This window comes from Paenibacillus sp. ALE2, assembly GCF_054113385.1.
The window spans coordinates 3,523,556-3,547,239 of sequence record NZ_CM134213.1 but is presented as its reverse complement, the minus strand read 5'-3'; the positions used below and the strand labels follow the sequence as shown (position 1 = coordinate 3,547,239).

Sequence of the window (23,684 nt, the reverse complement as noted above, 5' to 3'; positions counted from 1 at the left end):
TTAGACAAACTATACAGTTTTCAGGATTTAATGTGAAATTATTGGGTATATTGCTAATCCTGACGCCTGTCAAATACTTTACGCCCCTAATGGACATCACGTTTCACACAATTACAGGAAGCGCTTTCATGAAGGCGTTTTCCACCATTCTCTTTTATGGCAGGCATCACACATATAGAAATAACACCCTCTGTAAACAGAGGGTGTTGTGTTTTCCTGTTTGTCGCAGGGTTTATTGCAGAAATTGCTGAACCGCCTGGTTCACGAGCTTACCGTCAGCACGACCTTTTACCTTAGGCATTAAGGCCGTCATTACTTTCCCCATCTCGGCTTTCGAAGAAGCACCGGTTTCCTGGATGGTCTGCTGTACAATAACTTTAATTTCTTCTTCAGAAAGTTGTTCAGGAAGGTACTGAGCGATGATCTCTATTTCTGCTTTAGTGCTTGTCGCAAGTTCATCACGACCGGCTTTTTCAAACTCATGGAGGGCATCTTTTCGCTGTTTGATCTCACGACTCAGAATATCAAGCACTTCGTTGTCGTCCAAATTCCGTTTCAAATCTATTTCAAGATTTTTAATCGTAGAACGAACCATTCGAATGGTGGAGAGTTTGAACTTGTCCTTACTCTTCATTGCTTGCTTCATATCTTCGTTCAATCGTTCGCTCAAATTCATGATTACTTAGATCCTCCTAGAACTTTCTCTTACGAGCAGCCTCGGACTTTTTCTTGCGCTTTACGCTTGGCTTTTCATAATGCTTGCGTTTCTTCACCTCAGCCAATACGCCATCCTTAGCAATGGAGCGTTTAAAGCGACGAAGTGCAGCATCAATTGTCTCGTTTTTGCGAACTTTAGTTTCAGACACCAGTTTTCCCTCCCTCCGACCAGACCGTCCAAGAGCAATAACACGGTTCATCAAATTTTATTATAGGTGAAACGGAAACCAGGTGTCAACCTATAAGAAAAAATGAGTACATAGAAGGAACTTTTTTTCCCGTCACTTCCGCATTACTGAAAAGACTAGCTCTGTCATTTTTAAGAATGTGAGTCCGAAATACCTGTCAGGGCACCTAATTTGGCGCCGCCCAGCAAGTGATAATGCAGGTGCCCTACCGTTTGTCCACTATCCGGACCACAGTTGTTAATCAACCGATAACCAGACTCAGCGATTCCCAACTTTTTCGCAACCTCAACCGCAACACGATGAATCTCCGCGATAAGAGGAAGATCCTCCTCCGTTACAGCATTCATTGAAGGAATGTATTTTTTTGGAATAATGATCACGTGTACTGGCGCCGCAGGCTGGATGTCATGAAATGCGAGCACATTGTCGGTTTCCAACACCTTTTTGCTGGGAATGCTTCCATCCACAATTTTCAAAAACAGATCGTCCATTCAAAACCCTCCTTTGGCAGTGAGCCGATCATAAGCAATTAAACATCAGCAGTCCTTGCTCTCGGCATTCAAAGTTATGTATTTTCCACACCAAACAGAAACATAACCAATCATGATTGGTTATGCCTATGTTTCTATATGTATCATAACGGAAAATGGGGCTTAATACCAGTTTCCCTTACTAACTTCCTCTATTATAGATTTAACTCCTTTATCAATTAGATCCGGCTGTGCACGCGAAATACTTATACGCAAAAATTTTTCTTGTTCCCTGTAGCTTGATAAATAAAAGCCTTTGCCAGCTACAACTTGGATGCTTCTCGCGTTAAGACTGTGTACCAAACGTTCCAAATTCACCGTCCTCGGCAGCTTAAACTGCGTATAAACACCTGAGGTTACAGCTGGAGTTTGAATGTACCCGGACTGATTGTATCGTTCCACCGCCTTGTTCAGAATACGAACGCGCTCCGAATACAGTTTGGATATCGTGTGTTTATGGCGTTCATACATTCCATTTTTAATATAGATATCAAGTGCTGCCTGAGACAAAATGGATGTGTCAACATATCTTTTATAGGTACTGAACGTCTTTAATAAGTTTTCTGGCAGTACCGCAACCCCTAATCGCAAGCCAGGGAAAATGATTTTTGAGAAGCTTTTCAAGTAAATAGTGTGTTCTGTCTGATCGTATGCATAAATGGGATCAACAAGATGATCAACTCCCAAATCAGCCATATAGTCATCTTCTACGATGTACACATCATATTTCGCAGCCAAGGCAGCTATCGTTTTTCGTTCCTCCGTGTTATATGAGATACCAAGAGGATTATGATGCCTTGACATGGTATAAAAAAATTTGATGTTACCCTGCTTAAATTGGTTCTCCAACTCATAAAAATCCAGACCTTCCGCTGTCCGCGCAATCGTATTGACGGGTATGCTCTCTTCCTCCAAAAAACGCAAATATATATCGTAGCTGGGCTGCTCGACCAAAATCTTTTCTTTGCCATTGGGAAACGGCATTTTCGCGAGTATTTCTAATGCTTGTTGAACACCTGAAGTAACGATAATCCGATCTGTTTTTGCAAACACCTGAGTATCAGCCAAATGAGAGACGAGCGTATGTCGCAATGTTTCCAATCCTTGCGAATCCCCATATGTGAACAGATGATATTTGTAAGTGTCAATAGCCTGATTTAGACAATGCTGAAAATCTAGATATGGAAATACATTCAAATCCGGGGATGCTGAAGCAAAATCAACGTAGTCGGAAATATGGCTATGGTGTACGTCACTGGGGTTTTCCACTACATAGTATCCGCTTTGCGGTATGGAATAAATGGTATGCTTCCTTTCAAGTTCAGCATAGGCTCGCAGAATTGTGCTTTTGCTGCACTTGTATAGCTCCGAAGCATCACGGACCGATGGCAGCTTGTAACCAGATCTATATTGTCCCTCGCGAATTTTAAGCTCTATATCTAATAAAACCGAAACATATTTTTTCACGATATCCTCCTGCCTGTTCAGTACATCCTCTTTATATGCTTATTCCTTCTTATGTTTCTGTACATGCTTGATGTTAACATGGTTTTTAGATAAACAGGATACCTCTTTTCACTAAACTGTACCCATACAGTTTCCATTCATAAATCATTGTAACCTCGCTAAAGGCTGTAAGCGTTATAGCTCATTAACATATTGAGACGGTAGATGTGAAAAAGAGGCTGTTTCTTCATGCTGGAAGAAACAGCCTTACTTAGTGATGATGTATGGATACACCTATATAGCCACTTGTACTGTACAAGGGCTGTAGGCGGGAGAGAGTAGAACGATGGTCAGGCAACGAAGAAGATCAGATTAGTAGTAAGGCAGTAAACTAATCGCTGTCAACGCAGCAAGTGGCAGAATCAAACGATTAAAGCGGCGACGTCCGTATGGGAATCCATACGCATAGGCGGGCACTGGGACCGGGTAAGGGTACGGATAAGGGTACGGAGGATAAGATGCATAGCCACCATAAGCACGGGAGCCGCATCCACAATTGTTGGGCGGATAGGGGAGATTAACATTCTCCATTTCTTCTCCACCCATAGGAACGGCTAAGTATATCTTTTCATCATCCACATGCTCTACAATTCCGTCATACATTGTCCCGTCCTTCACCCATACGCATACATAACGATGCATATGCTGTTGACATAGTGTTTTAGCATCCATCTGTTGCGATGCTGTAACATTTTCGGTTATCATGCTTTTTTCCATGGTTGTTTCCTCCTAGACTCTTGCATGTATACCGTATGTTATTCAAAAACGGGCTATGTGCTACATCAAATTGGGCGAATTCCGGCTACAAAAAAAAGAAGCACCCCGGGAGCTCTTGGCAGAGCCCCTCTGAACGGACGTATGACGGGAAGACTTCTTCCGCAGCATACGTCCGCCGGGGTGCTGTATGATTAACTTGTCGGCTTAGCTGTATTATAACAACAGTTTGAAACTGTATCTGTGATCCGTATCACATTGTTTCAAAATGTTTCCATAACTACACGAGAGCCTCCACCAGCCTGCTCTGCGGGAAGAACAACCAGCTTGCGTGGGAGCCGGGCCCGCAATTCAGGCACATGGCTAATCACACCAACAGATAATTGATCGTGATGCAGCTTTTCTAGCGAGGTAATTACTGTGTCAAGCAGTTCGGGGTCCAACGTTCCAAATCCTTCATCCAGAAAGAAAAATTGTAGAGGGTATTGGCCCCGCAATTGAATTTGAGCCGACAGCGCAAGCGCAAGCGACAAAGAGGTCAGGAACGTTTCGCCGCCGGACAAGGTCGATACCGGACGTTTGACCCCACCGTTGGCATCATCACTAATGACAAAACCACCGCTGGAATCTACTTCCAGCGCATAACGCTGCTTAGTCAGAAAACGCAGGCGGCGTGAAGCGGATTGGCTGACCTGCATGAGCTGCTCTTCGGCAATATATTCAACGAAAGCATTGCCTCGAAAAACAGACTGGAGCTTGGACATTTTTTCCGCCTCGCTACGCAGATGTAAACGATTGGACTCCAGCTCCATCCAGCGGACGTGCCGACGCTGCAAGTCCTCTAAATCACGTTCGGCCTTGGCGCGATTCTGAAGCGCCTCTTCGTCGCGTGCACGGCAATCACGCAGCCTCGCAGTGGTCGTTTCCCACTGTTCCTCTGTTACTGTTGCTCCATTCAACTGCTCTTCGACATGTTTTAAGCGGGAAGACAGCTCCTTCTCCCGTTCTCGGTGCAAATTCACTTCACGCTCATAGCGTGTTGCTTCTTCCGGTCCCAAGCAGCATTCCAAGACCTCTGCTTCCGTAGCAAAAGAGGAAGCTTCCAGACGGATGCCCCAACGGGATGCTGCCGTCTGCCGTCTTTCTTCTGCCGAGTCGGAGGCCTGCCGCGCTATCAGTGAAGCATGAACAGCCTGCTGCTTGCGTTCTTCCGCTTCGGTACGGCGGCGGGCAGCGGCTTCGGCTCCGTTTTTCAGTCCCAACAAGCGTGAGGTCGCTTCTTCCAGCAATGAGGCTGCTTGGCCTTCTCCAACCCACTTTCGGAGCTGTTCTTGCTTTTCACGCAGCAAATCATCTTTACTTTGCAGCCCTGTACGACGGGCAATAATGATTTTGTCCTCCTCGATGATGCTTTGCTGTATCTGCTGTACACGCGCTGCCTTTTCTTCGAGGAAAGTCACGCTCGTCTCCAGTCGGGATCGCAGCTCCTCCGCACGCCGGTCGCGCTCCTGCATGGCGCGATAACGCTCCGCAGCTTGGTCGGGGCCGACATCCGGCAGCTGCGCTGCCCATTCGGCGCGCAGCCCCTCGCTGCGCGTGGTACATGCCTCGCGCTTGCTCCGCGCCTGCGCCAGGGCTGCAACCGCCGCTTCCTGCTCGGCGGCTGCACGGATACGCCGCTGCTGTCCGGCGGCGTCCGCCTCACGCAGTGCCTGTGCCTCGGCAGGCAGCGTATGCGCACGCGCTGCCAGCTCAGCCGCTGTACGCTCCAGCGCTGCACAGCGCTCCGCCCATACGGCGACACCACGAGGCACAGCAGCCGCAGGCGTAAAAGGCTCGCCCGTGGCGGCAGCGCCGCTGTCTGCGGCGGGCTGCGCCAACAGGCTGCGCTGCTCGTGCAACTGCTGGCGCAGTGTGAGACGCAGCTCCTGCAAGCCGAGCCGCAGGCGGTGCAGCTCATCCGGCGCAGCGGAATCCGCGCCATGGGCCGCAACAGCGGCAGGCGCGGGATGATGCAGAGAGCCACACACTGCGCATGGCTCTCCTTCGCGCAGCTCGGTAGCGAGATGTTGCGCGAGACGCGCTAGCTCCTCGGCACGGAGCTCGTGACGCAGTTGCTCCTCCTCGGCAGCCAGTGCCGACACGTCGGCTGTAATTTCCGCCTCTAGCGCCAGCAATGCCTCGATGCCTTCAGCCGCCTGTGCAGCAAGGACAGAACGTCGTGTCTCGGTCTCCTGTGTCTCCTGCTCCATTAGCTTTAGACGTTCGTCTGCTAGTGCAAGCCGTTTCTCCTGAGCTAAATACTCCTGTTCAGCTTCACTCCATTGCTCATGCGCTGTCTCCAGCTGTTGTAGCCGCTGCACAGCCTCTTGCAGCATACGCCGCTCATCTGCCCGCACTTCATTTTGCTTCAACTCCTGCTGAAGCTCCTGCTGCCGCTTTAAACCTCGTGTCTGTAACTCTTGTTCCTTTGCGAGACCTGCGGCATGCTCTGCAAGGGTTTGTTCGCTATGCGCCAGTTCGGCCGCCAAACGTTCTCTTTCGGTCCACAGCACTTCCGTATCACGTTCCAGTTGAAGTGCCTGCTCCAGTTGGTCGATCCGAAGCAATAGCTTTGGTTCTTCGGCACTGAGTGCTTGCCGCGCCTGCTCATCTGCTTGCACAGATACAAGCGCCGCCTCCGCTGCGGAGGCAGCCTGGACTGCCATCTGTTCAGCATTCTTTTGCCGTTTTTCTGCTTCGGCAACGGCTTCCTTCCAATCTGTCAGTGCAGGCAGCAACGCCTCCGCTGCAGATGCTTGTCGCAGCTTGCGCTCCAGCAAAGCAATGCCTGGTTCCTGTCTTGCCATATCCTCCAGCTCACTCACTCTTTGGCTAAGCTCGATGACCAGTTCCCGTGTTTTGTTCAGCGCCTCCGTTTCCCGTGAAACACGCTCTAGTTCGCGGCGTGAAGCCTCTGCATGGTCCATCGCTTCTTTGAGGCGCAGCTTTACAAGCTCAAGCGCTTCAGCACTCGCATCCCCCAGCCCTTGCTGCTCCGCTTCCAACGACTTAAGGGCGATGTCGTTATCCTTCACACGACGGCTCAGCTTCTGAGCAAGTTGATCTCCGTACTTCTCCAGATGGAACAAACGCTGAAGCATCTGTCTACGTTCACTGCCCTTTAAGGATAAAAATTCCGCAAACTTCCCCTGCGGTAATACGACAGCGCGCGTAAAATCGTCCATTTTCAGGCCGATGTACTCCTCCACACAGCGTGTCACATCCTGTACTTTGTCAGCAAGTACTTCCTCGCCGTCTTCTGTATATGCAATAAAACGGCTAAGCGTATTATTAACCGATACGCTTCCTGCACGTTTGAAACGTCGTTCTACACGGTAACGGCGAGGTCCTTGAGCTGACATTAATTCAAATGTAAATGCTACAGACAGCGTATCCTCGGCATGATTCATGATGCCTTGTGTACCATTCACCGCCCGCTCCACTTTACCGTACATGGCCAACGTAATAGCATCTAGCAATGTTGATTTACCACTACCCGTTGGACCAAAAATTCCGAACAGCCCCGTTTCGGTCAAATCGTCAAAGCGAATTTCCTGCGACTCCCGGTAGCTTTGCAATCCCGCCAGTTTCAGAAGGATCGGCTTCATACCTCATCCTCCTCAGCGTGGTCTCTTGCATCATCCTGTTCTACCAATTCTAGAAACAACTGTACTAATCCTTCATCCGGCTGTGCTCCGCCCGTCTGTCGCTGGTAAAACGCCCGGAACAGCTCATGAACCGGCAGTTCTGAACGTTGCTGTTCCAACTGTGCCGCAGCCATTTCTGGGTACACGGGGCGAATATGAATGATGCCTTCACGGCTTTTGCGCAACCGTTGAATATCTCCCATTGACATTGCTTCATCCAGCGTAATTTCCAGGTCAATAAAGGCATCAGCATCCAGTCCTTCATCCAGCCAGCGATATACTTCCTCCAGACCTCCCCGTGCTCGCCACCTCACTAATGGGCGTCCACTGGTAATATACAGTTCCTCAACCTGTGCCGGCTTGCCGGCAATCACGTCAATTAACGTAACTGATTTGGCTTGTCCAGCTTCGGAAAAGCTATAAGCCAGCGGAGAACCACTATAACGCATCAGTCCATCGCCCTTCACATATTGGGGACGATGCAAATGCCCCAGAGCCGTATACTGCGCTCCAATGCTCAAAGCAGACGGATCTACGGTATAGGCTCCCCCGACCTGAATCGGACGTTCCGAATCCGACTCCAGCCCGCCAAGCACATAAATATGGCTCATCGACAAATTAACGGTGTCGGGTCGAAACGCTGTACCCAGCTGCGACATCAGCATCCCTACACGGCGGCTATATGCCTCACGTAATATGGTTTCGTCCCCGTCTTCAGACAATAACTCATTCAGACGAGACTCAGAGGGATATGGCAAGGCCGCAATACATGCCATTTCGCCCGTTCGCGGTGTATGGACGCGCACTGCTTCCCCATGAGGCAGTCCCAGCAATGTAATTCCACGCCCGCTCACCAGCGGGGTGACCGAGGATACTCTTTCCGGCTGATCATGGTTGCCAGCAATGACGACTAGCGGTCTTCCTCCAGCCGTAAGACGAGCAGATGCTTCATAAAACAATTGCTCTGCGGCGGCCGAAGGATTGACTGAGTCGTACACATCCCCAGCCATCATAATCAAATCAGCCTGCTGGTCGTCAGCCATTTTCACCAATTCTTCCAAAAACGCCTCCTGCTCCTTCAGACGGCTTCGACCTTCCAACGTGCGACCCAAATGCCAATCCCCTGTATGCAAAATCCGCATGCTTTTCCCCCTCTCCCTATCTATATCACTACAGCTGCACACTCTCTCCAGCTTCTATAAAATACAACCATTTCTCAGCTACCTTTTTGCCTGTAATCTCTTCAATCACACGGGCATACAGCTCCAATTGAAAACGATATTGGTCTGTTAAATGTGACAGCGTACGATATTCAGAGATCCGGTCTGTTTTATAATCCAGCAGCACAAGCCCTTCGGGAGTTTCAAACAAACAGTCAATGATCCCGTTCATCAGCACTTTATCGTCCTGCCCGCTTTCGGTAACTGTCTTCTGTTCTGGCAACACCGCAGGTAAACTGTGGTTCCAGTAATCGGTTGCCCGCATAGTATAAGTAAACGGAAGCTCACGCTGAATACGGGATGAACCCAGCATTCTCTTCCCTAGCTCACTAGAGAAAAACCGTAATATTTTATTCGTATCCAGCGCCTTTGCATGAACATCCAGTAAGATACGTTGATTCAGCAAACGAGCTTTGGTTTCCTCAATAACCTCAGCGCTCATGACTCCATCTAGGGGCACATGCAGCATCAACGTATGATAGATCGTCCCTCGTTCTGTAGGAGTCAGTCGCTGATTTCCCATAAACTTAGGTCTGCGCAAGTGTAATTGACTGCCCCTAGTGTCAGAATCTTCGCGATCCTCTGGTAAGTCTGCTTGTTGGGAGATAGAAGATAGATTCAGCCAATCATCAGATCCTATCTCCTGCATCTCCAGCCATCTTTTCATCTCTGTGACCGATGTATTGGCTGCTGTCTTGCCCGCCCGTTCATACGGATAGGTCCAGGAAAGAGCCGCAGCAATATCCGTTTCACTTTCTTCGTCTAATTCGATTAGCTCAACATTTCTCAGTGCTTCTGTTTTCTTTTGGCGTTCTTCGGCCGATACCTCTTCTCCACGATCCGAGTTCACACGAGAGCCAGAAAGTGTTTCTGAGGCTACGATTTTAAATAACCAGTCTGCCCCCGGCATGTGTTCCAGTCTGTGATAGTACCCCTCCTGATCCCCTGCCGCTTCCCTCAGCGAAGTTGCAGAAGGATGCCGAATCAATGCAGGACCTACCCAGTCCAGATAGCTGCGACCTGCCGCCAGCATATAGTCTGGCAGTACTGTTTCCGCATGTTCCTTGGCACGTGCCCAACCTGCTGCGCGGGAAGCGAGATCCTTCACGGTTCCGGTCATAATCAGCTTTTCACGCGGACGCGTAAGCGCTACGTATAGCACACGCATTTCTTCAGCCAAAAGCTCCAGCTGTGAGCGTCGACGGATCGCTAAATTAGGCAGCGTAGGGTAGCTAACGCGGTTTTGTTCCTCCACATATTTAGGACCAAATCCCAACTCCTTGTGCATAAGAAACGGCGCATTCAGATCCTGCTGATTGAACATTTTTGCCGTCCCGGCAATAAACACGACAGGAAATTCAAGTCCTTTACTTTTATGAATGGTCATAATGCGGACAGCTTGATCGGGTTCAGTCCCCCCGCTGATGGATCCTAAATCACCGCCTCGCTCCCGCAGACGGGAAATAAAGGTTAGGAATCGAAACAAGCCTCGGTTGGACGTAGAAGTCTCATACTGTCTCGCTCGGTCATATAAAGCCCGTAGGTTGCTTTGACGCTGTGAGCCGCCAGGGAGTCCACCCACCCAATCCAGATATCCTGTTTCCTCCAGCACATTCCAAATCAATACACTTAAGCTGCCTTGTCTGGCTTCCTGCCGCCATGCGTCCAAATTACGCAAAAATGAACGTAGTCGGGTAGACAACGTATTCCCGTCATTCCTATGGACTGGGTCAGGTGAAGATAGCGGGTCCTCAGTGAAAAGATCCATCTCCATAACATCAGCAGAGGTCTCTTTTAAACTCTCCTCAACTTGTTCAGTCTGTGCCGCCGCCAGCAATGCATCATAAAACATTCCATCCGGCTTCTCTAGACGAATTTGTGCCAGTTCATCTTCGGTCAAGCCGACAATTGGCGAACGAAGCACGGATGCAAGCGGGATGTCCTGCTGCGGATTATCAATAATGTGCAGCAGGGACAACATTACCTCAACTTCCGTTGCTTTAAAAAAGCCTGTCGTCTGCTCTCCAGAGGCTGGGATGCCCTCAAGCCGCAATTCTTCCACAATTAAGGGAGCCCATACGCTTGCTGAACGAAGCAATATGACAATATCACCGTAGACTGCTGGACGCATCGCTTTTAATCCCCTGTCATAAATCAACAGTGGCTGTCCAGTATCTCCAGTCAGCTCCTTAATCCGTTGAGCGATTGCACGAGCCTCCAACTGAGCCGTTTCAAGCTCCGCAAGCTCGGCCAGCTCACTTTCCTGTAAAGCCGATTCGTCCCCCGTTTCAGACAACTCCGAAACCTCAGAAAGACCACGCCCGCCTTTATCAACTAACAGCAGCTCAGGTGCGTATGCAGATGTAGCGTCCTGCTCTGTCTTTTCGGGATAGGACGCGCCATGTACAAGCCACGCTCGCTCATCGTACTCAATTTCCGCCACATCCACACTCATAATCTGGCGGAACACCAAATTAACCGCATCGACAACTTCCTCTCGACTGCGGAAATTACGCGCCAGATCAATCAAAAAGCCATCTTCCTGCTCCTGTATACCGTACCGTTGATACTTATTCAAAAACAGCCCTGGCTCTGCCAGCCGAAACCGATAAATACTCTGTTTCACGTCTCCCACCATAAAACGGTTACCCGGTTCCTCGCGCGATACCAGTCTAACGATATCTTCCTGTACGGTATTCGTATCTTGATACTCATCCAGCAGTACCTCGTCGAACTGCGCCTTGTATTCAAGTGCAGCATCGGAAGGTAACAGCTTGTACGGAGTAGATTCGGGGTGTCTTAATATTTTCAAACAATAATGCTCCAAATCCCCGAAATCCACCAGTCCTTTTGACTGCTTGTGCTGTTGAAATCGTTCCCCGAAAGCAATCACAGTCTCCACCAGTTCGTCCATCAGAGGAGCGGTCGCATGCAGTTCCTCCAAATAAGCTTCTGCTCTCCGACCGAACAGGGAAGCCTTCATATCTGTAATCATTTTTTTGGCAGCCTCGCGCAGCGTCTTAACCCGTTCCTGCAATGCAGGCTCGGTTTGATCTTTTTTAACTGGCTTGAGCTTGCCAAAGGATGCTGCTTGAAATTGATCATACAAGGATGCCCACGGCTGTGTCTCGAGCTCTTGCAGTAATTCCTTCACCATCGCCGTATCCTCTTGCAATGTCATGGCATAGGGTGCAGGACCGCCAGGCTGCATAGCTGTTTCATGCGCCTGTTCCAGCAAACTCGCTGCTCCGCGCAACGAAAGGGCAGCATCCGTCAAAATACTACGAACCCAGGGAGTCTCCCCCAAAGCTGCTACATCCTGTACACGAAATGCTGCTGCCGTCTCGCGCAGCCAATGCTCCGGCCAAGGATGACTTTGAGAAAAATCATACAAACGCTGAACAAGCACATACATGGCATCATCGGTGCGTTCTCCACTAAACCAGTCGACCAGTCTGCGGAATGTGCTGCCTTCATCATGAAGCTCATATTTCTCCTCAAACAGTTCTTCTAAAAGCTCTTGGCGCAGCAATTCTGTTTCATGCTCATTCATAATCCGAAAGCCGGGATCAAGAGGAATGGCCTGATAATGCCTGCGGATGACCTCCATACAAAAAGAGTGAAGCGTCGTAATCGATGCTCGATTCAACAACGATAGCTGGCGACGTACATGTTCACTTTCCGGTTCCTGTTCCAGCACACGTTCCAGCGCTTCGCGTATCCGTTGACGCATTTCTGCGGCTGCAGCCTTCGTAAAGGTCGCCACCAGTAACCGATCTACACTGAAGCCGAGCTGAGGATCGACAATTTTACGAATAATACGCTCTACGAGCACCGCTGTTTTACCAGACCCCGCCGCTGCCGCAACCAGCATGTTGTTACCGGATTGCGAAATGGCACGCCACTGATCATCGCTCCACATGCTTCCTTCCGGCTTCGGCAAGCCTTTAGCATTTGACGTGCTTATCATTGCTTCATTCCTCCTTTCCCTTCCTGTGTATGACCCAGCAGATCCCAGACCTGATCCTTACCCGGTTTCCCCCATTGGTTGTAACCACTGCCTTCCAGACTGTCGTCAAATTGACAAACAGGCTTAAAAGAACAGAAAGTACATGCCGTTTCTTGCTGGATGCGATAAGGTTCAATGGCAACATCGCCTTCCGTCATCCGTGTGCCAATCGTCCGAATATTGTTGCGCACCGACGCTAACAGGCTATCCCACTGTTCAGGCGAAGCAACGGAAGCACTGCTATAAAAACTGCCGTCTGCTTTCACTGCAACAGGTAAAATAGAGGAATATCCTTTGTCCAATGCTGTATCCATTTGCCCAACTACATCCCGATCCGCGAGCAATAATCCCTTCATCTTAAAACGTTTCAAGAGCTCCTGACGCGCCTGTTCTGCGCTAAGACCGTTAGGCGATTGCAGCATCGGATTGTGGACGTGAAAATACAGTGTACCCGCCGGATAAGCAGTCTCGCCCAACCATTCCTCCGCCGCATTCAGCAGCACGTCCAGGTATGTGAGCATTTGCAGGGATAAGCCATAATACACCTCATGCAGCTTAAGATCCTTTTGGCTAGACTTGTAATCAATGACACGCAAAAGCAATCCTTTTTCTCCTTCTGCCACATCCACACGGTCAATCCGTCCGACAATTTCCATCACCACGCCGTTATCTAACCGGAAGCTTAAGGGAGGAAGCGGCTGACCCGGTCCGAAGTCCAACTCCAGCCCAATCGGCTCAAAGCTACCTCTCCGTGCATGTTCACCCAAAATTAATGAAGCACGGCTCACAATGTCTTTTAACTTGTGCAAAATATAGCCATACCGCTTGGAGCTCATTAAAATCTCGCCTTGCAGTCGAGGAGCAAGACGCTCCACCGTACTTTCCGCCTCTTGGCGGCATTCCTCGGTAGTGAGGCTTCCCCAGCTGACATTGCGTTCACGCAGATTGATCGCCATCTCACCAAGCGCTGCATGGAATAATTGTCCGATATCCGGAGCCTTCAGACGATACATTTGACGTTCCTTCAAACGAAGACCATGAGAGGCAAAGTGAGAAAATGGACATGCGACAAAACGTTCCATCCGAGATACACTGGTACGCAGCTTGCTGCCATACAGACGGCGGCTCGTTTCCTTCTGCATTTCGGCATGATTCTCGTAAAAAAGTGAGGTCAACAACTGACGCAGCTTGTCCTTCTCACGTCCCTGCTGGCTGGCATACCAGTTATATACCTCCCACCAGGGAGATAAAATATCACCGCCACGCCGCCAATGCCGTAATTGCGCAATGAGCTGCGGCAATGCCTCAGACGGATGGGAAGCATACTCCCATTGCGTCGTCCAAGCGTCTTCAGGCAAAGGGTATCCAGCCAGTGGACGTTCATCCAGACCAGGAAGCAGTTGCCGCACATGTCGCACTAACTCCGACGGCAGCAATGGCTTGCCTTCTTCATCAGTCACCGCATAGCTCATCCATAGGCTTTTACCAGCAGAGGTCAGGGCCGTATAAGCGAGAAACCGTTCGTCCAACAGACGTCTTGTCATATCTGGCGCCAGCTCTATACCTTGTTCATTTAATGCCGTACGCTCCTGCTCATTCAGCACCCCATCCTCATGGAACACAGCCGGCATTACACCTTCGTTCATCCCTAGCACAAAGGCATGTTGAATGCCGGATACACGTGTACGGTCCGTATTTCCGACCAGCACCTGATCCAGAGCCGGTGGAACAAGCCCCATACGGAACTCAGCCAATCCCGTTTCCAGCACACCCGCAAACAAAGCAGTGTCCAGTCGCTCATCACCCATCATTTCGACGATTTGATCCAGCAGTTCAAGCACCGCCTCCCATACCTGACGGTGCTCCTTCGCCTGCTCGGGATTTCCAGCTTCTTCTGCCTGATGAATGAAGGCGTCCAGCTTGTGACCGATTTCTGCATCCTCCAGCAACAGATATACAGCTTCGCTCTTCTCAAGCGCCGTTCGTGCCTTACCTATACGCTTCTCAAACGCATGCAAAGGCGTCACAATCACATCTCGGCACAACTCCATCAAATCCAGCGTTTCATCCCGTTGACGGTTCCGTTCCTGTTCCTCCAGCTCCAGCGACAAACTGGGCACAGCCTGCCACGCCCGACCATCTGTCCAACGGCTACCTTGTATTCCGCAGGCCAGCACATAGTTTTCCAGACGGTCCATCTGCTCGCGGCTCACTCGACCGTCCAGCGGCAATAGAAGGTCTGTTTTGACCGCACGAAATACATCCTCGTATCGCCAGCGTCGCTGCACGATATCCAGTGAAGCCCGAATCAATTCCACCAAGGGATGATGAAGTATACTTCTCCGCTGATCCAAAAATACTGGAACCTGATACTGCTTGAATATCGGTTCCACCCATGGCTCATAATCTTCAATATGACGCACAAACAGGGCCATTTCCCGATAACGCGCACCTTCATCGCGGGCCAGGCGGCGCATTTCGCGTACGGCTCCTTCCAGCTCGGCACGACGATTTGCCGCAGCATGCAGTTTTATACCCTTAGGTTCTGTACCTGCCCATTGCTCTCGTAGCTGCTGTAGCCCCAGCCGCTGTTCCTGATTCCGCAGCCCTGTGCGATGTTCGAAATTAGCCTCCAAATACGCCAACGCTGGACGTTCCTTAAACCTAGGCATCGGATCGGGGCGTAATAACTGTGTCTGCGTTTCAATCATCAGCTCCTCTGCCATTCCTTTAAGCTTGACGTAGGTAGCCGCTGAAGGATGAAACAAATCCAGCTCATGTGGAAGCTGTCCGCTATCGTAGCTGCGGTTACAGGTCAGCGCCACTGTCAGCGAGGAGGCGTGCAGCATAAGCTGCTCCACCACCTTGTATTCATGTGGTGTAAACCTCCGGTAGCCATCCATCCAAATGTCTGCTCCGCGCACGAGGGAAGACTGTGCAATCTGTTCTGTCAGCATGCGAAGCGTATCTTCACCATCGATATATTTAAGCGTCAGCTCCCGTTCAAAATCCTCATAGATTAGACTGATATCCTTGAGCTTGCCTCTTAAAATCGGAGTGGACTCCCCCGCAGCATGCATTCTATCCAGTTGCTCCGGTACAGACCGAGCATCATTTCCGTACTGCTTTAGCTCTGTGAACAACGTATTCAACCGATCCACAAAACCGAGTTGGTCTCCTGAATCTTTAAATAAACTCAGTTCATCCTTGCGACGACGAATAATTTTATATAAAAGCATCTTCTTGCCTTCTTCCGTTACAGGCACCAGTGCTGAACCCCCTGTTTCCTGCATGACTAAATAGGCAAGACGATGGAATCCCATCACCTGGGCGCGCACCGACCCCTGAATACCGTTTCCGACTTCGGTGAGCAACGCATGCTCTGAAGCAAATGACGATTGCTCAGGCACAAGTAACAGCATAGGCTTACCTAGCGGCTCCTCGCGTAACATAGAGGTCATTTCATTACGGATTAACGTGCTTTTACCACTACCAGAGCGGCCAATCAATAAGCGGACCGACATGATGCCGCCTCCTTTCTAACCAACAACATTCTATTAAACAGTATAGCATATCAGGCAAAGGAGAAAAGAACGTACGTTTGCCATGTTGTAGCAATTGGGCTCTTCTCAAAAACAAACAGTCCCGCAGGGTGGCTTGGTGCAAGCCTTCTCTACAGGACTGATGTATACTAAAAATGAGTTTGTTTTCACCTATTTATCTTTATCGCCTAATAGTAGATTAATTTTGACAAGGGTATGAAATCTACAGCTGTGTCCGGCTGCGTACCTCAAAGATGGCAAATTTCAAATAATGACCTTCCTCCACACCTAAAATTTGGGGATGGTCCTTCCCTGCCGCTCTCCAATCTACCAGTCGGAGGATTTTGCCGGCATCTGCAGCCGCTTCCTTAATCGTGTCCAAAAACAGCTCCGGCCGCATATGGAACGAACAACTCGCTGTTACCAAATAACCGCCCTCATTGACGAGCTTCATTCCGTGAAGGTTGATATCTTTATATCCACGTGTAGCTCCTTTGACAGCACTCTTCGTTTTGGCAAAAGCCGGCGGATCCAGAATAACGACGTCAAAGGTACGTCCGCCACCCGCAGTCAGCGGCTTAGATGTATCTCCTTTGCCGCCCGCTCGCGCGGTGCGTTCCTCTACACCTTTAACCTGATTACGTAAATATTGAAAAGCATCGTCGACGACAAACTCGACGCGATCCTCAAAACCGTTCAGCTTCACATTATCCCGAGCACTTTCAATCGCATGTTCAGAAATATCCAGACAAGTTACTTTTTTCGCACCATGTTTACACGCATTGAGCGTAAAGCTACCTGTATGTGAAAAACATTCCAATACAGTTGCACCGTCCCAGAATGGGAATTCAACAACCTTACCACTTTTATTCACAGGCTTTATGACCGTTGTATCTTCATCGCCTGGGTTTGCAGCTACTTCTTGCAACGTAATTCCGCTACGCGCTCCCCAACCTGTCATCAACGGCGCGATGGCTGCACGATTTTCACGCTGGTCAAAGAAATACCCCGTCTTTTGTCCCTCTTCGATATCGACCTTGATTTGTAAGCCATTTTCCGTCACCACCACATGGCGCGGGCAATCGCCGTACAAAGGACCCTTCGTCTGTTCCAACCCTTCCAGCTCACGGATGGATACATCACTACGCTCATATATACCAACTGGCCCCATTACTTCAACAAGTGCATCTCTGATTTCTTCCCTGCGCCGATCCATGCCAAGCGTTAACAGCTGAACGACCAATACATCACCAAAACGGTCTACAATCAGCCCAGGCAAAAAATCAGCCTCGCCGTACACCAAACGATAAGCGTTTCCTCCGGTCACAAAGCGTTCGCGGTGCTCCAAGCAATTGCGGAAACGTTGGGCAAAGAAGCTTTGGTCCATCACTTCTAGCGGCTCATAGGACATCACACGCACTGTAATTTGTGAAGCAGGATTATAGTAACCTGTCGCCAAATAACGCCCCTGATGGTTCAGGATGCTGACCAAATCACCGGCTTCAGGATCACCCTCAATCTTGGCTATTTCATTTTTAAACACCCAAGGGTGTGCTTGCTCCAGCCTTTTTTTACGGCTACGCTCTAATATTACTGAAGGCAAAATCCTTCACTCCTATTCTTGGATTACTCAAAGTGTTAAAACATTTTGTTCGATAGGGGCGCGGCTCCGCCGATTCATTTGGTCTTACGATCACTGACGCTTCTCCAGCTTCAAATGAACTGCTTCGCTACTGCCCGCCTGTATGTCGACGTCACGCTTTAAAAGCTTGTGAAGATACTACAAAATGTTCGTTCCATAAAAAACTGCTCGGCCATGCTTGTCATGGCTGTCCTAGGTAGATCATAGGCTGTTACATAAGTATTCTCATTTTCACCTAGAAAAGGGGGGGCTAAAGCCGTGTTTATACATGTTATATTGCCGCTGTGCGGTGGGCTGCTTATTTTTTTAGGTGGAATGAAGCTGATGGAAGCTGCCCTCCGGCATTTGGCCGGCCCCTTCCTTACTCGCTGGCTAAACCGGGCTACGGTTTCCCCTTGGCGGGGTATGCTGTTTAGCTCAGGCATTACCGCCCTACTGCAAAGCAGCACCGCCGTAACGGTGCTGACGATCGGACTAGTCAATGCCGGGCTGTTGACCTACGGCCGCACGCTCGGCATCATTCTTGGTACCAATATTGGTACCTGCCTGACGACCGAGCTGATGGGCCTCCAGCTCGGCAAGCTGGCTGCTCCACTGCTATGTGGATCACTGCTATGCTGGGGCACAGCTGTTCTGTGGGGGGAAACGGTCACTGGCCGTCAGTATGCAGCTGCCGGAGCTTCAGCCACCTCCAATGGGCTTAGCCGCCCACAGGCTGTACAATTTATCAGCCTCGTCTTTGCCGGATTTTCGCTGATTCTCGCAGGTATCCGCGTGATGCAAGCCGTTGGCCCCTGGATTGAGCAAGCCGGACTATTCCGCTGGTTTCTTGATCATGCTGCAGCCAACATGTGGTGGGCCTTCGCTGCTGGAGCCTGCCTAACCGCACTGGTTCACAGCAGCGCAGCTGTCATTGGTATGGCGATTAGCCTGGCTGCTGCGGGTGCCCTGCCAGTTGATGTAGGGATCGCCATCGTCATCGGCTCCAATGTGGGCACCTGCGTGACTGCCCTGATTGCCGCTGTTGGCGGCAGCGTGTCTGGCAAATTTGTGGCCTGGTCCCACGTGCTGCTGAACGTAGGCGGGGCATTGCTCTTTATGCCGTTAATCCCCGGGCTGGATATGGCCGCTTCTTGGATATCTACTGAGCCCGGAGCCAAGGTAGCGCATGCCCAAACCCTGTTTAACGTCATCAGTTCTCTGCTTGCCTTGCCCCTCTGCTATTTACCTGCATGGACTCGTATAGAGGAGCAAGTGTCTTCCCATAGGGTTAAACGTTAATTCCTAGCATAGACAGCGCCTTGCTCAGAATGACATCATTGTTGTCATATCCACCCTGACGCTGGAGACGCCATGCTTCTTCGGGCGTATGCCACGCGACGCCTTTGATTTCTTCTATCTGTGCCTGCAAATTCCCATCCAGTGCCTCTACGAGATAATAATGAACTTCCTTGTCCACTTCCCCATATTCAGGGTGCTGGTACGTATAAGCAATCATATCCACATGCTGAATAATCCGCCCGTTCAGCCCTGTTTCCTCACGAATTTCACGTAGAGCAGTTTGTTCGATTGTTTCACCTGGCTCCATTTTGCCTTTAGCCAGAGATGTCTTGCCATATCGGTCGGTGATCAGCTGAATTTCAAGCTGCTCCCCCTGTTTGCGAAACACTACGCCACCTGCGGAAATTTCCTTTTTTGCTGCCATCCTGTAATCTCCTTTCCTTGCGCAACAAGGATTCCGTCCTCTCTGTAGGGAAAGGCGAAATCCTTGTTGGCCATCGCTATTGCCTGTTCAGGCTCTTTTTATTTTACAAAGCTGTTTGCAGCCCGTTCTCCAATACGCGGACCAATTGGCCTTCACTTTCATTAACGCCCGCCTTCGTCAGCTTCACGCGGCACACCTTGCCAACCAGATCCTTATTACCTTCAAACACCAGTTGAATGTAATTGTCACTATAACCATAAAGTATACCGCTATCTTCCGTCCCTTTAGGGGCTACTTCAGGAATAACCTCCAGCACCTGACCAACAAACTTTTCAGCATATGCCAGCTGCATTTGCTCTGACAATGCAATCAGGTCACGCACACGCGCATTTTTCACGTCCTCGTCCACCTGATCCTCCATACGTGCCGCAGGCGTGCCAGTACGCTTGGAATACGGAAACACGTGCATTTCCGAGAAGCCGATTTTTTTCATCAGCTCATAGCCATTACGGAACATTTCGTCCGTTTCTCCAGGGAAGCCGACAATTACGTCTGTTGTAATTGCTACATCTGGCATCGCTTTACGAATCATGAGCATTTTGTTATAAAACTCTTCTGTCGTGTACTTGCGGCGCATCCGTTTCAGCACGGTATCGTCCCCTGCTTGAAGCGGTATGTGGAAATGGCGAACCAGCTTATTGGAGCGTTTCAGTACATCCAGCATTTTTTCATCAATCTGACTGGCTTCAATCGAGCTGATACGGATACGTTCCAGCCCTTCCACTTTCTCCAGATCCCACAGTAGATCGGACAGGTCATAATTATCCATATCGTCGCCATAACCACCAGTATGGATACCCGTGAGTACGATTTCCTTGTAGCCTGCGTGCACCAGTTGACGCGCCTGTGTAATAATGCTCGCGGCATCACGGCTGCGGGATAAGCCCCGCGACCACGGGATAATGCAGAAGGTACAGAAGTTATTGCAGCCATCCTGAATTTTTAGAAACGCACGGGTATGATGAGCAAAATCAGGCACATCCATTTCCTCAAACACACGGGTCTTCATTATATTACGCACAGCGTTTACAGGTTGACGCGACTCTTGGATCTCCTTCACAAACGGAATAATCTTATCTCGATCCTGCGTACCAATAACAAGATCAACACCTGGAATATCCATAATTTCGGCCGGAGAAGTTTGAGCGTAACAGCCCGTCACTGCCACAATGGCATCTGGATTTCGGCGAATCGCACGACGAATGATCTGACGGCTCTTCTTATCACCGGTATTCGTAACCGTACATGTATTAATTAAATAGACATCAGCAGTCTGCTCGTCAAAATCCACCTGCTCATAACCTTCTTTTTTGAACAGCTGCCAGATCGCTTCTGTATCATAAAAGTTTACTTTACAACCTAATGTGTAAAATGCCACTGATGGCATATTAAACCCCTCCCATTTCTCCTGTCTCATATAAAATGCATGCCAATGCAACCATACCTGCGGTTTCCGCACGCAAAATACGTCTTCCCAGTCCTGTAGACTGTGCCCCGGCCTGCTCAGCCTCTAGGCTTTCCGCTTCAGTAAAGCCGCCTTCCGGGCCCACCACCACCAGCACACGCGGCTTGTCTGTGGACACCCATTGTCCTGCGAAAGGCTGGATTACATCCCGTAGCTGCCGCCCCTGCTCTTTTTCATAACAATAACATATCAAATCATACCCAGCAAAAGAAGCCAGAAGTTCTTTCCACGTCAGGGGTGCGCTAATTTCCGGAATCCGATTGCGATGGCTTTGCTCAGCCGCTTCCTTCACAATCTTGCGCCAACGCTCCAGTCGCTTGCCTTCCTTTTTGGCATCATACTGTACGACCGTACGCTCGGATAAAAACGGTACGAACCCGGTGGCTCCGATTTCCGTACATTTTTGCATCACCGTCTCCATCTTGTCCCCTTTAGGAAGACTCTGCGCGATGGTGATCTGAACATGCGGTTCAGAGGTCATCTCCAGCGGTTCGATAATCGTCGCCTTCACATGGTTCTGCTCAATCGTATCCAATGCAGCTAGCGCTTCCCTGGATACCCCGTCACTGACTATAATTTTGTCACCACTACGGCCTCGCATGACTTTGGCGATATGTCGCGCGTCCTCACCCGTAACAATTGCGTGATCTTCTAGAAATTGCTCTGCCGGAATAAAATAACGCTGCATTCTCTCACACCTATTCTAAAAATAACTATTATCCACTAACGTTCCGTACAAAATCCGATGAAATCACCAAGCACCATCATATCATCTTTTGCGCCTGTATGACCAGTCTGTTCCCTTTTCCGTTTATGTTATACCAATTCTCGTAAAAAAAAGGAGCCCTTAGGCTCCAAACAATCCGGTAATGTAAAAAGAGAACTGTAAAAACTGTATATAAATCATCTGAGACAGCGTGTAAAGAGGTTCAATCGTTACAGCTCGTACTTGTGGAATTACCAGTATAAGCAGAAAAATAAAGATCGACCATTGCTCAAAGTGCTGAAGCTTGCGGCGCACAGGAGTCGGAGCCACGTCCTCCACAATCCGGTAGCCATCGAGTGGAGGCAGTGGGATCAGATTAAAGATAAACAAAAACAAATTTAAATTGATTAGCGCATTGATAAACAAATAGATTGCCTGAGCCACCCGCTGGTTCTCCATTCCCGGCAATACTTGAAAATGAAGAAGCACAGCATAGATCAGTGTAGTCACAAATGCAAGCAGCAGATTGCTCAGCGGACCAGCAGCCGATACAATAATGCCCATAAGGCGCGGGCGGCTAAAATTGTCACGATTGACCGGGACTGGCTTGGCCCAACCAAAGCCTCCGATCAACAGTAACAGCGTACCCAGCAGATCAATATGCACTGCCGGATTTAAAGTCACGCGCCCCAGTAGCTTGGCCGTAGGGTCGCCAAATTTATTGGCATAATACGCATGCGCAAATTCATGCACCGTAAACGATATGATCACAGCCAACAAGTAAAATGGAAGGACATTTAAATTTACACGAAAAATACTTTGTAAAAAATCCATGCTTACCTCTTTCTCGCCACAAACGCCAGCCAATCTTCATCCCGGTTGATTTCGGTAATCTCAAAGCCAGCAGCTTTCAATGCGGTTTCGACAGCCTCTTCTTTGTTCTTCCAAATTCCTGATGCAATATAAATACCGCCTGGCTGTAGGGCATTATATACATCATCAATGAACAACAAAATGATCTCGGCTAAAATATTAGCTACCACCAGCTTGACTGGCAGTTGAATACCCAGCGTTGGATCGCTTGCATTAAGCACGGAGAGCAAATCGCTTTCTTTAATGGTGATGCGTTCCTCCAGTCCGTTCAAACGCGTATTTTCACGCGCACTCGATACCGCCACCGGGTCGAGATCCAAGGCAAGTACATGCTTTGCTCCCAGCTTGACTGCTCCAATCGCTAAGATACCGGAGCCCGTACCAACATCAATCACTTCTTCTCCACCCTGAATCACGGATTCCAGCGTTCTCAGACAAAGGGACGTCGTCGGATGTGTTCCAGTGCCGAAGGCCATACCCGGATCAAGCTCAATAATTTTTTCATCTTCACTCGCAGGCTCATACTCTTCCCAAGTCGGTTTGATGGTCAAACGATCCGATACACGTAAAGGCTTAAAATATTGCTTCCAGGCATTAGCCCAATCATCCTCGTTGACCGTTTTCAGCTCATACCGAACCTCGCCAGGGTCAATATCAAAAGTTCTCAATTGTTCAACCCGCGGCTCAATTTGTGCACGCACGCTGTCCATGTCTACTTCTTCGGCAAAATAGCCCTTGATGATCGCTTGTCCTTCAGGGATGTCGTTCAAAGGACGATCGTACCATTGTCCATAAGACGTGTCCCGGGGCTTATTAAGCGAACCGGATTCTTCAATAGAAACCCCTCCCGCACCTGCTTCGTGCAGAAAATTCGAAATCATTTCGACGGCTTCTTCACTTGTATGTATTGTAATTTCATTCCACAACATGGTTTACATTTCCTCCTCATTTCACATGCATACATTACATTGTACTATATACTCGCATAGGAGTTCAAAAAAGCCAGTATGACAAAGACAATATTAGATTATAATGCTAGTTATTGTTACGGCTATCATCTGGTATAAATCTACTAATGAATAGAACAAAGGAGAAACATAAATAAGACGGGCTATCCC

At 49.3% G+C, this 23,684-nt stretch carries 16 protein-coding genes; 1 reads left to right on the top strand and 15 read right to left on the bottom strand.

Annotated elements, in window-relative coordinates; all coding sequences use genetic code 11:
• Window positions 1-232: 232 nt before the first annotated feature.
• The 10 genes from ACXHJ1_RS15510 to ACXHJ1_RS15465 form a co-directional block, all read right to left on the bottom strand.
• Window positions 233-676 carry a GatB/YqeY domain-containing protein gene (locus ACXHJ1_RS15510; protein ID WP_013372151.1) on the bottom strand — a complete coding sequence of 148 codons (444 nt, stop codon included), beginning with the start codon at window positions 674-676 and terminating at the stop codon, window positions 233-235.
• 16 nt (window positions 677-692) lie between these two features.
• On the bottom strand, window positions 693-866 hold the full coding sequence (rpsU, locus tag ACXHJ1_RS15505; protein ID WP_005547957.1) for a 30S ribosomal protein S21: 174 nt from the start codon (window positions 864-866) through the stop codon (window positions 693-695).
• A gap of 170 nt (window positions 867-1,036) precedes the next feature.
• On the bottom strand, window positions 1,037-1,396 hold the full coding sequence (locus ACXHJ1_RS15500; RefSeq protein ID WP_025365362.1) for a histidine triad nucleotide-binding protein: 360 nt from the start codon (window positions 1,394-1,396) through the stop codon (window positions 1,037-1,039).
• Between the two features lie 162 nt (window positions 1,397-1,558).
• A complete protein-coding gene (locus tag ACXHJ1_RS15495; protein ID WP_107733292.1) occupies window positions 1,559-2,902 on the bottom strand; it encodes an aminotransferase-like domain-containing protein in 1,344 nt (447 codons plus the stop codon).
• Between the two features lie 351 nt (window positions 2,903-3,253).
• Window positions 3,254-3,658 (bottom strand): hypothetical protein, encoded by a 405-nt coding sequence (locus ACXHJ1_RS15490; RefSeq protein ID WP_017428162.1) that lies wholly within the window; start codon window positions 3,656-3,658, stop codon window positions 3,254-3,256.
• 260 nt (window positions 3,659-3,918) lie between these two features.
• On the bottom strand, window positions 3,919-7,305 hold the full coding sequence (locus ACXHJ1_RS15485; RefSeq protein WP_107733291.1) for an AAA family ATPase: 3,387 nt from the start codon (window positions 7,303-7,305) through the stop codon (window positions 3,919-3,921).
• Window positions 7,302-8,486 (bottom strand): exonuclease SbcCD subunit D, encoded by a 1,185-nt coding sequence (locus tag ACXHJ1_RS15480; protein WP_019688058.1) that lies wholly within the window; start codon window positions 8,484-8,486, stop codon window positions 7,302-7,304. The genes ACXHJ1_RS15485 and ACXHJ1_RS15480 overlap by 4 nt, the downstream gene beginning before the upstream one ends.
• A 28-nt stretch (window positions 8,487-8,514) precedes the next feature.
• Window positions 8,515-12,534 carry a helicase-exonuclease AddAB subunit AddA gene (gene addA / locus ACXHJ1_RS15475; RefSeq protein WP_457904892.1) on the bottom strand — a complete coding sequence of 1,340 codons (4,020 nt, stop codon included), beginning with the start codon at window positions 12,532-12,534 and terminating at the stop codon, window positions 8,515-8,517.
• Entirely contained in the window at window positions 12,531-16,097 is a 3,567-nt protein-coding gene (gene addB, locus ACXHJ1_RS15470) for a helicase-exonuclease AddAB subunit AddB (protein WP_457904891.1), read from the bottom strand. The genes addA and addB overlap by 4 nt, the downstream gene beginning before the upstream one ends.
• Before the next feature lie 241 nt (window positions 16,098-16,338).
• Window positions 16,339-17,718: a class I SAM-dependent rRNA methyltransferase gene (locus ACXHJ1_RS15465; RefSeq protein ID WP_430100809.1), complete on the bottom strand. Its 1,380-nt coding sequence runs from the start codon at window positions 17,716-17,718 to the stop codon at window positions 16,339-16,341.
• Window positions 17,719-18,015: 297 nt separating this feature from the next.
• Here ACXHJ1_RS15465 and ACXHJ1_RS15460 point away from each other — a divergent pair, with 297 nt between their 5' ends.
• Window positions 18,016-19,038 carry a Na/Pi cotransporter family protein gene (locus ACXHJ1_RS15460; RefSeq protein WP_025365367.1) on the top strand — a complete coding sequence of 341 codons (1,023 nt, stop codon included), beginning with the start codon at window positions 18,016-18,018 and terminating at the stop codon, window positions 19,036-19,038.
• Here the strand turns inward: ACXHJ1_RS15460 and ACXHJ1_RS15455 are convergent.
• From ACXHJ1_RS15455 to prmA, 5 genes are all read right to left on the bottom strand, one after another.
• Window positions 19,028-19,462, bottom strand: a complete 435-nt coding sequence (locus ACXHJ1_RS15455) for an NUDIX hydrolase (protein WP_016821604.1) — start codon at window positions 19,460-19,462, stop codon at window positions 19,028-19,030. The genes ACXHJ1_RS15460 and ACXHJ1_RS15455 overlap by 11 nt on opposite strands.
• 103 nt (window positions 19,463-19,565) lie before the next feature.
• Window positions 19,566-20,909, bottom strand: coding sequence for a tRNA (N(6)-L-threonylcarbamoyladenosine(37)-C(2))-methylthiotransferase MtaB (mtaB, locus tag ACXHJ1_RS15450; protein ID WP_016821605.1), 1,344 nt, complete (start codon window positions 20,907-20,909; stop codon window positions 19,566-19,568).
• 1 nt (window position 20,910) lies between these two features.
• Window positions 20,911-21,675 carry a 16S rRNA (uracil(1498)-N(3))-methyltransferase gene (locus ACXHJ1_RS15445; protein WP_107733287.1) on the bottom strand — a complete coding sequence of 255 codons (765 nt, stop codon included), beginning with the start codon at window positions 21,673-21,675 and terminating at the stop codon, window positions 20,911-20,913.
• Window positions 21,676-21,834: 159 nt separating this feature from the next.
• A complete protein-coding gene (locus ACXHJ1_RS15440) occupies window positions 21,835-22,527 on the bottom strand; it encodes a site-2 protease family protein (protein ID WP_016821607.1) in 693 nt (230 codons plus the stop codon).
• A gap of 2 nt (window positions 22,528-22,529) precedes the next feature.
• Entirely contained in the window at window positions 22,530-23,495 is a 966-nt protein-coding gene (gene prmA, locus ACXHJ1_RS15435; protein ID WP_457904890.1) for a 50S ribosomal protein L11 methyltransferase, read from the bottom strand.
• Between the last annotated feature and the right edge of the window lie 189 nt (window positions 23,496-23,684).

Coding starts and splice junctions, on each gene's coding strand:
- ACXHJ1_RS15510 (WP_013372151.1), bottom strand. CDS start 676: ATGAATTTGAGCGAACGATTGAACGAAGATATGAAGCAAGCAATGAAG.
- ACXHJ1_RS15500 (WP_025365362.1), bottom strand. CDS start 1,396: ATGGACGATCTGTTTTTGAAAATTGTGGATGGAAGCATTCCCAGCAAA.
- ACXHJ1_RS15490 (WP_017428162.1), bottom strand. CDS start 3,658: ATGGAAAAAAGCATGATAACCGAAAATGTTACAGCATCGCAACAGATG.
- ACXHJ1_RS15485 (WP_107733291.1), bottom strand. CDS start 7,305: ATGAAGCCGATCCTTCTGAAACTGGCGGGATTGCAAAGCTACCGGGAG.
- ACXHJ1_RS15480 (WP_019688058.1), bottom strand. CDS start 8,486: ATGCGGATTTTGCATACAGGGGATTGGCATTTGGGTCGCACGTTGGAA.
- addA (WP_457904892.1), bottom strand. CDS start 12,534: ATGATAAGCACGTCAAATGCTAAAGGCTTGCCGAAGCCGGAAGGAAGC.
- addB (WP_457904891.1), bottom strand. CDS start 16,097: ATGTCGGTCCGCTTATTGATTGGCCGCTCTGGTAGTGGTAAAAGCACG.
- ACXHJ1_RS15455 (WP_016821604.1), bottom strand. CDS start 19,462: ATGGCAGCAAAAAAGGAAATTTCCGCAGGTGGCGTAGTGTTTCGCAAA.
- mtaB (WP_016821605.1), bottom strand. CDS start 20,909: ATGCCATCAGTGGCATTTTACACATTAGGTTGTAAAGTAAACTTTTAT.
- ACXHJ1_RS15445 (WP_107733287.1), bottom strand. CDS start 21,675: ATGCAGCGTTATTTTATTCCGGCAGAGCAATTTCTAGAAGATCACGCA.
- ACXHJ1_RS15440 (WP_016821607.1), bottom strand. CDS start 22,527: ATGGATTTTTTACAAAGTATTTTTCGTGTAAATTTAAATGTCCTTCCA.
- prmA (WP_457904890.1), bottom strand. CDS start 23,495: ATGTTGTGGAATGAAATTACAATACATACAAGTGAAGAAGCCGTCGAA.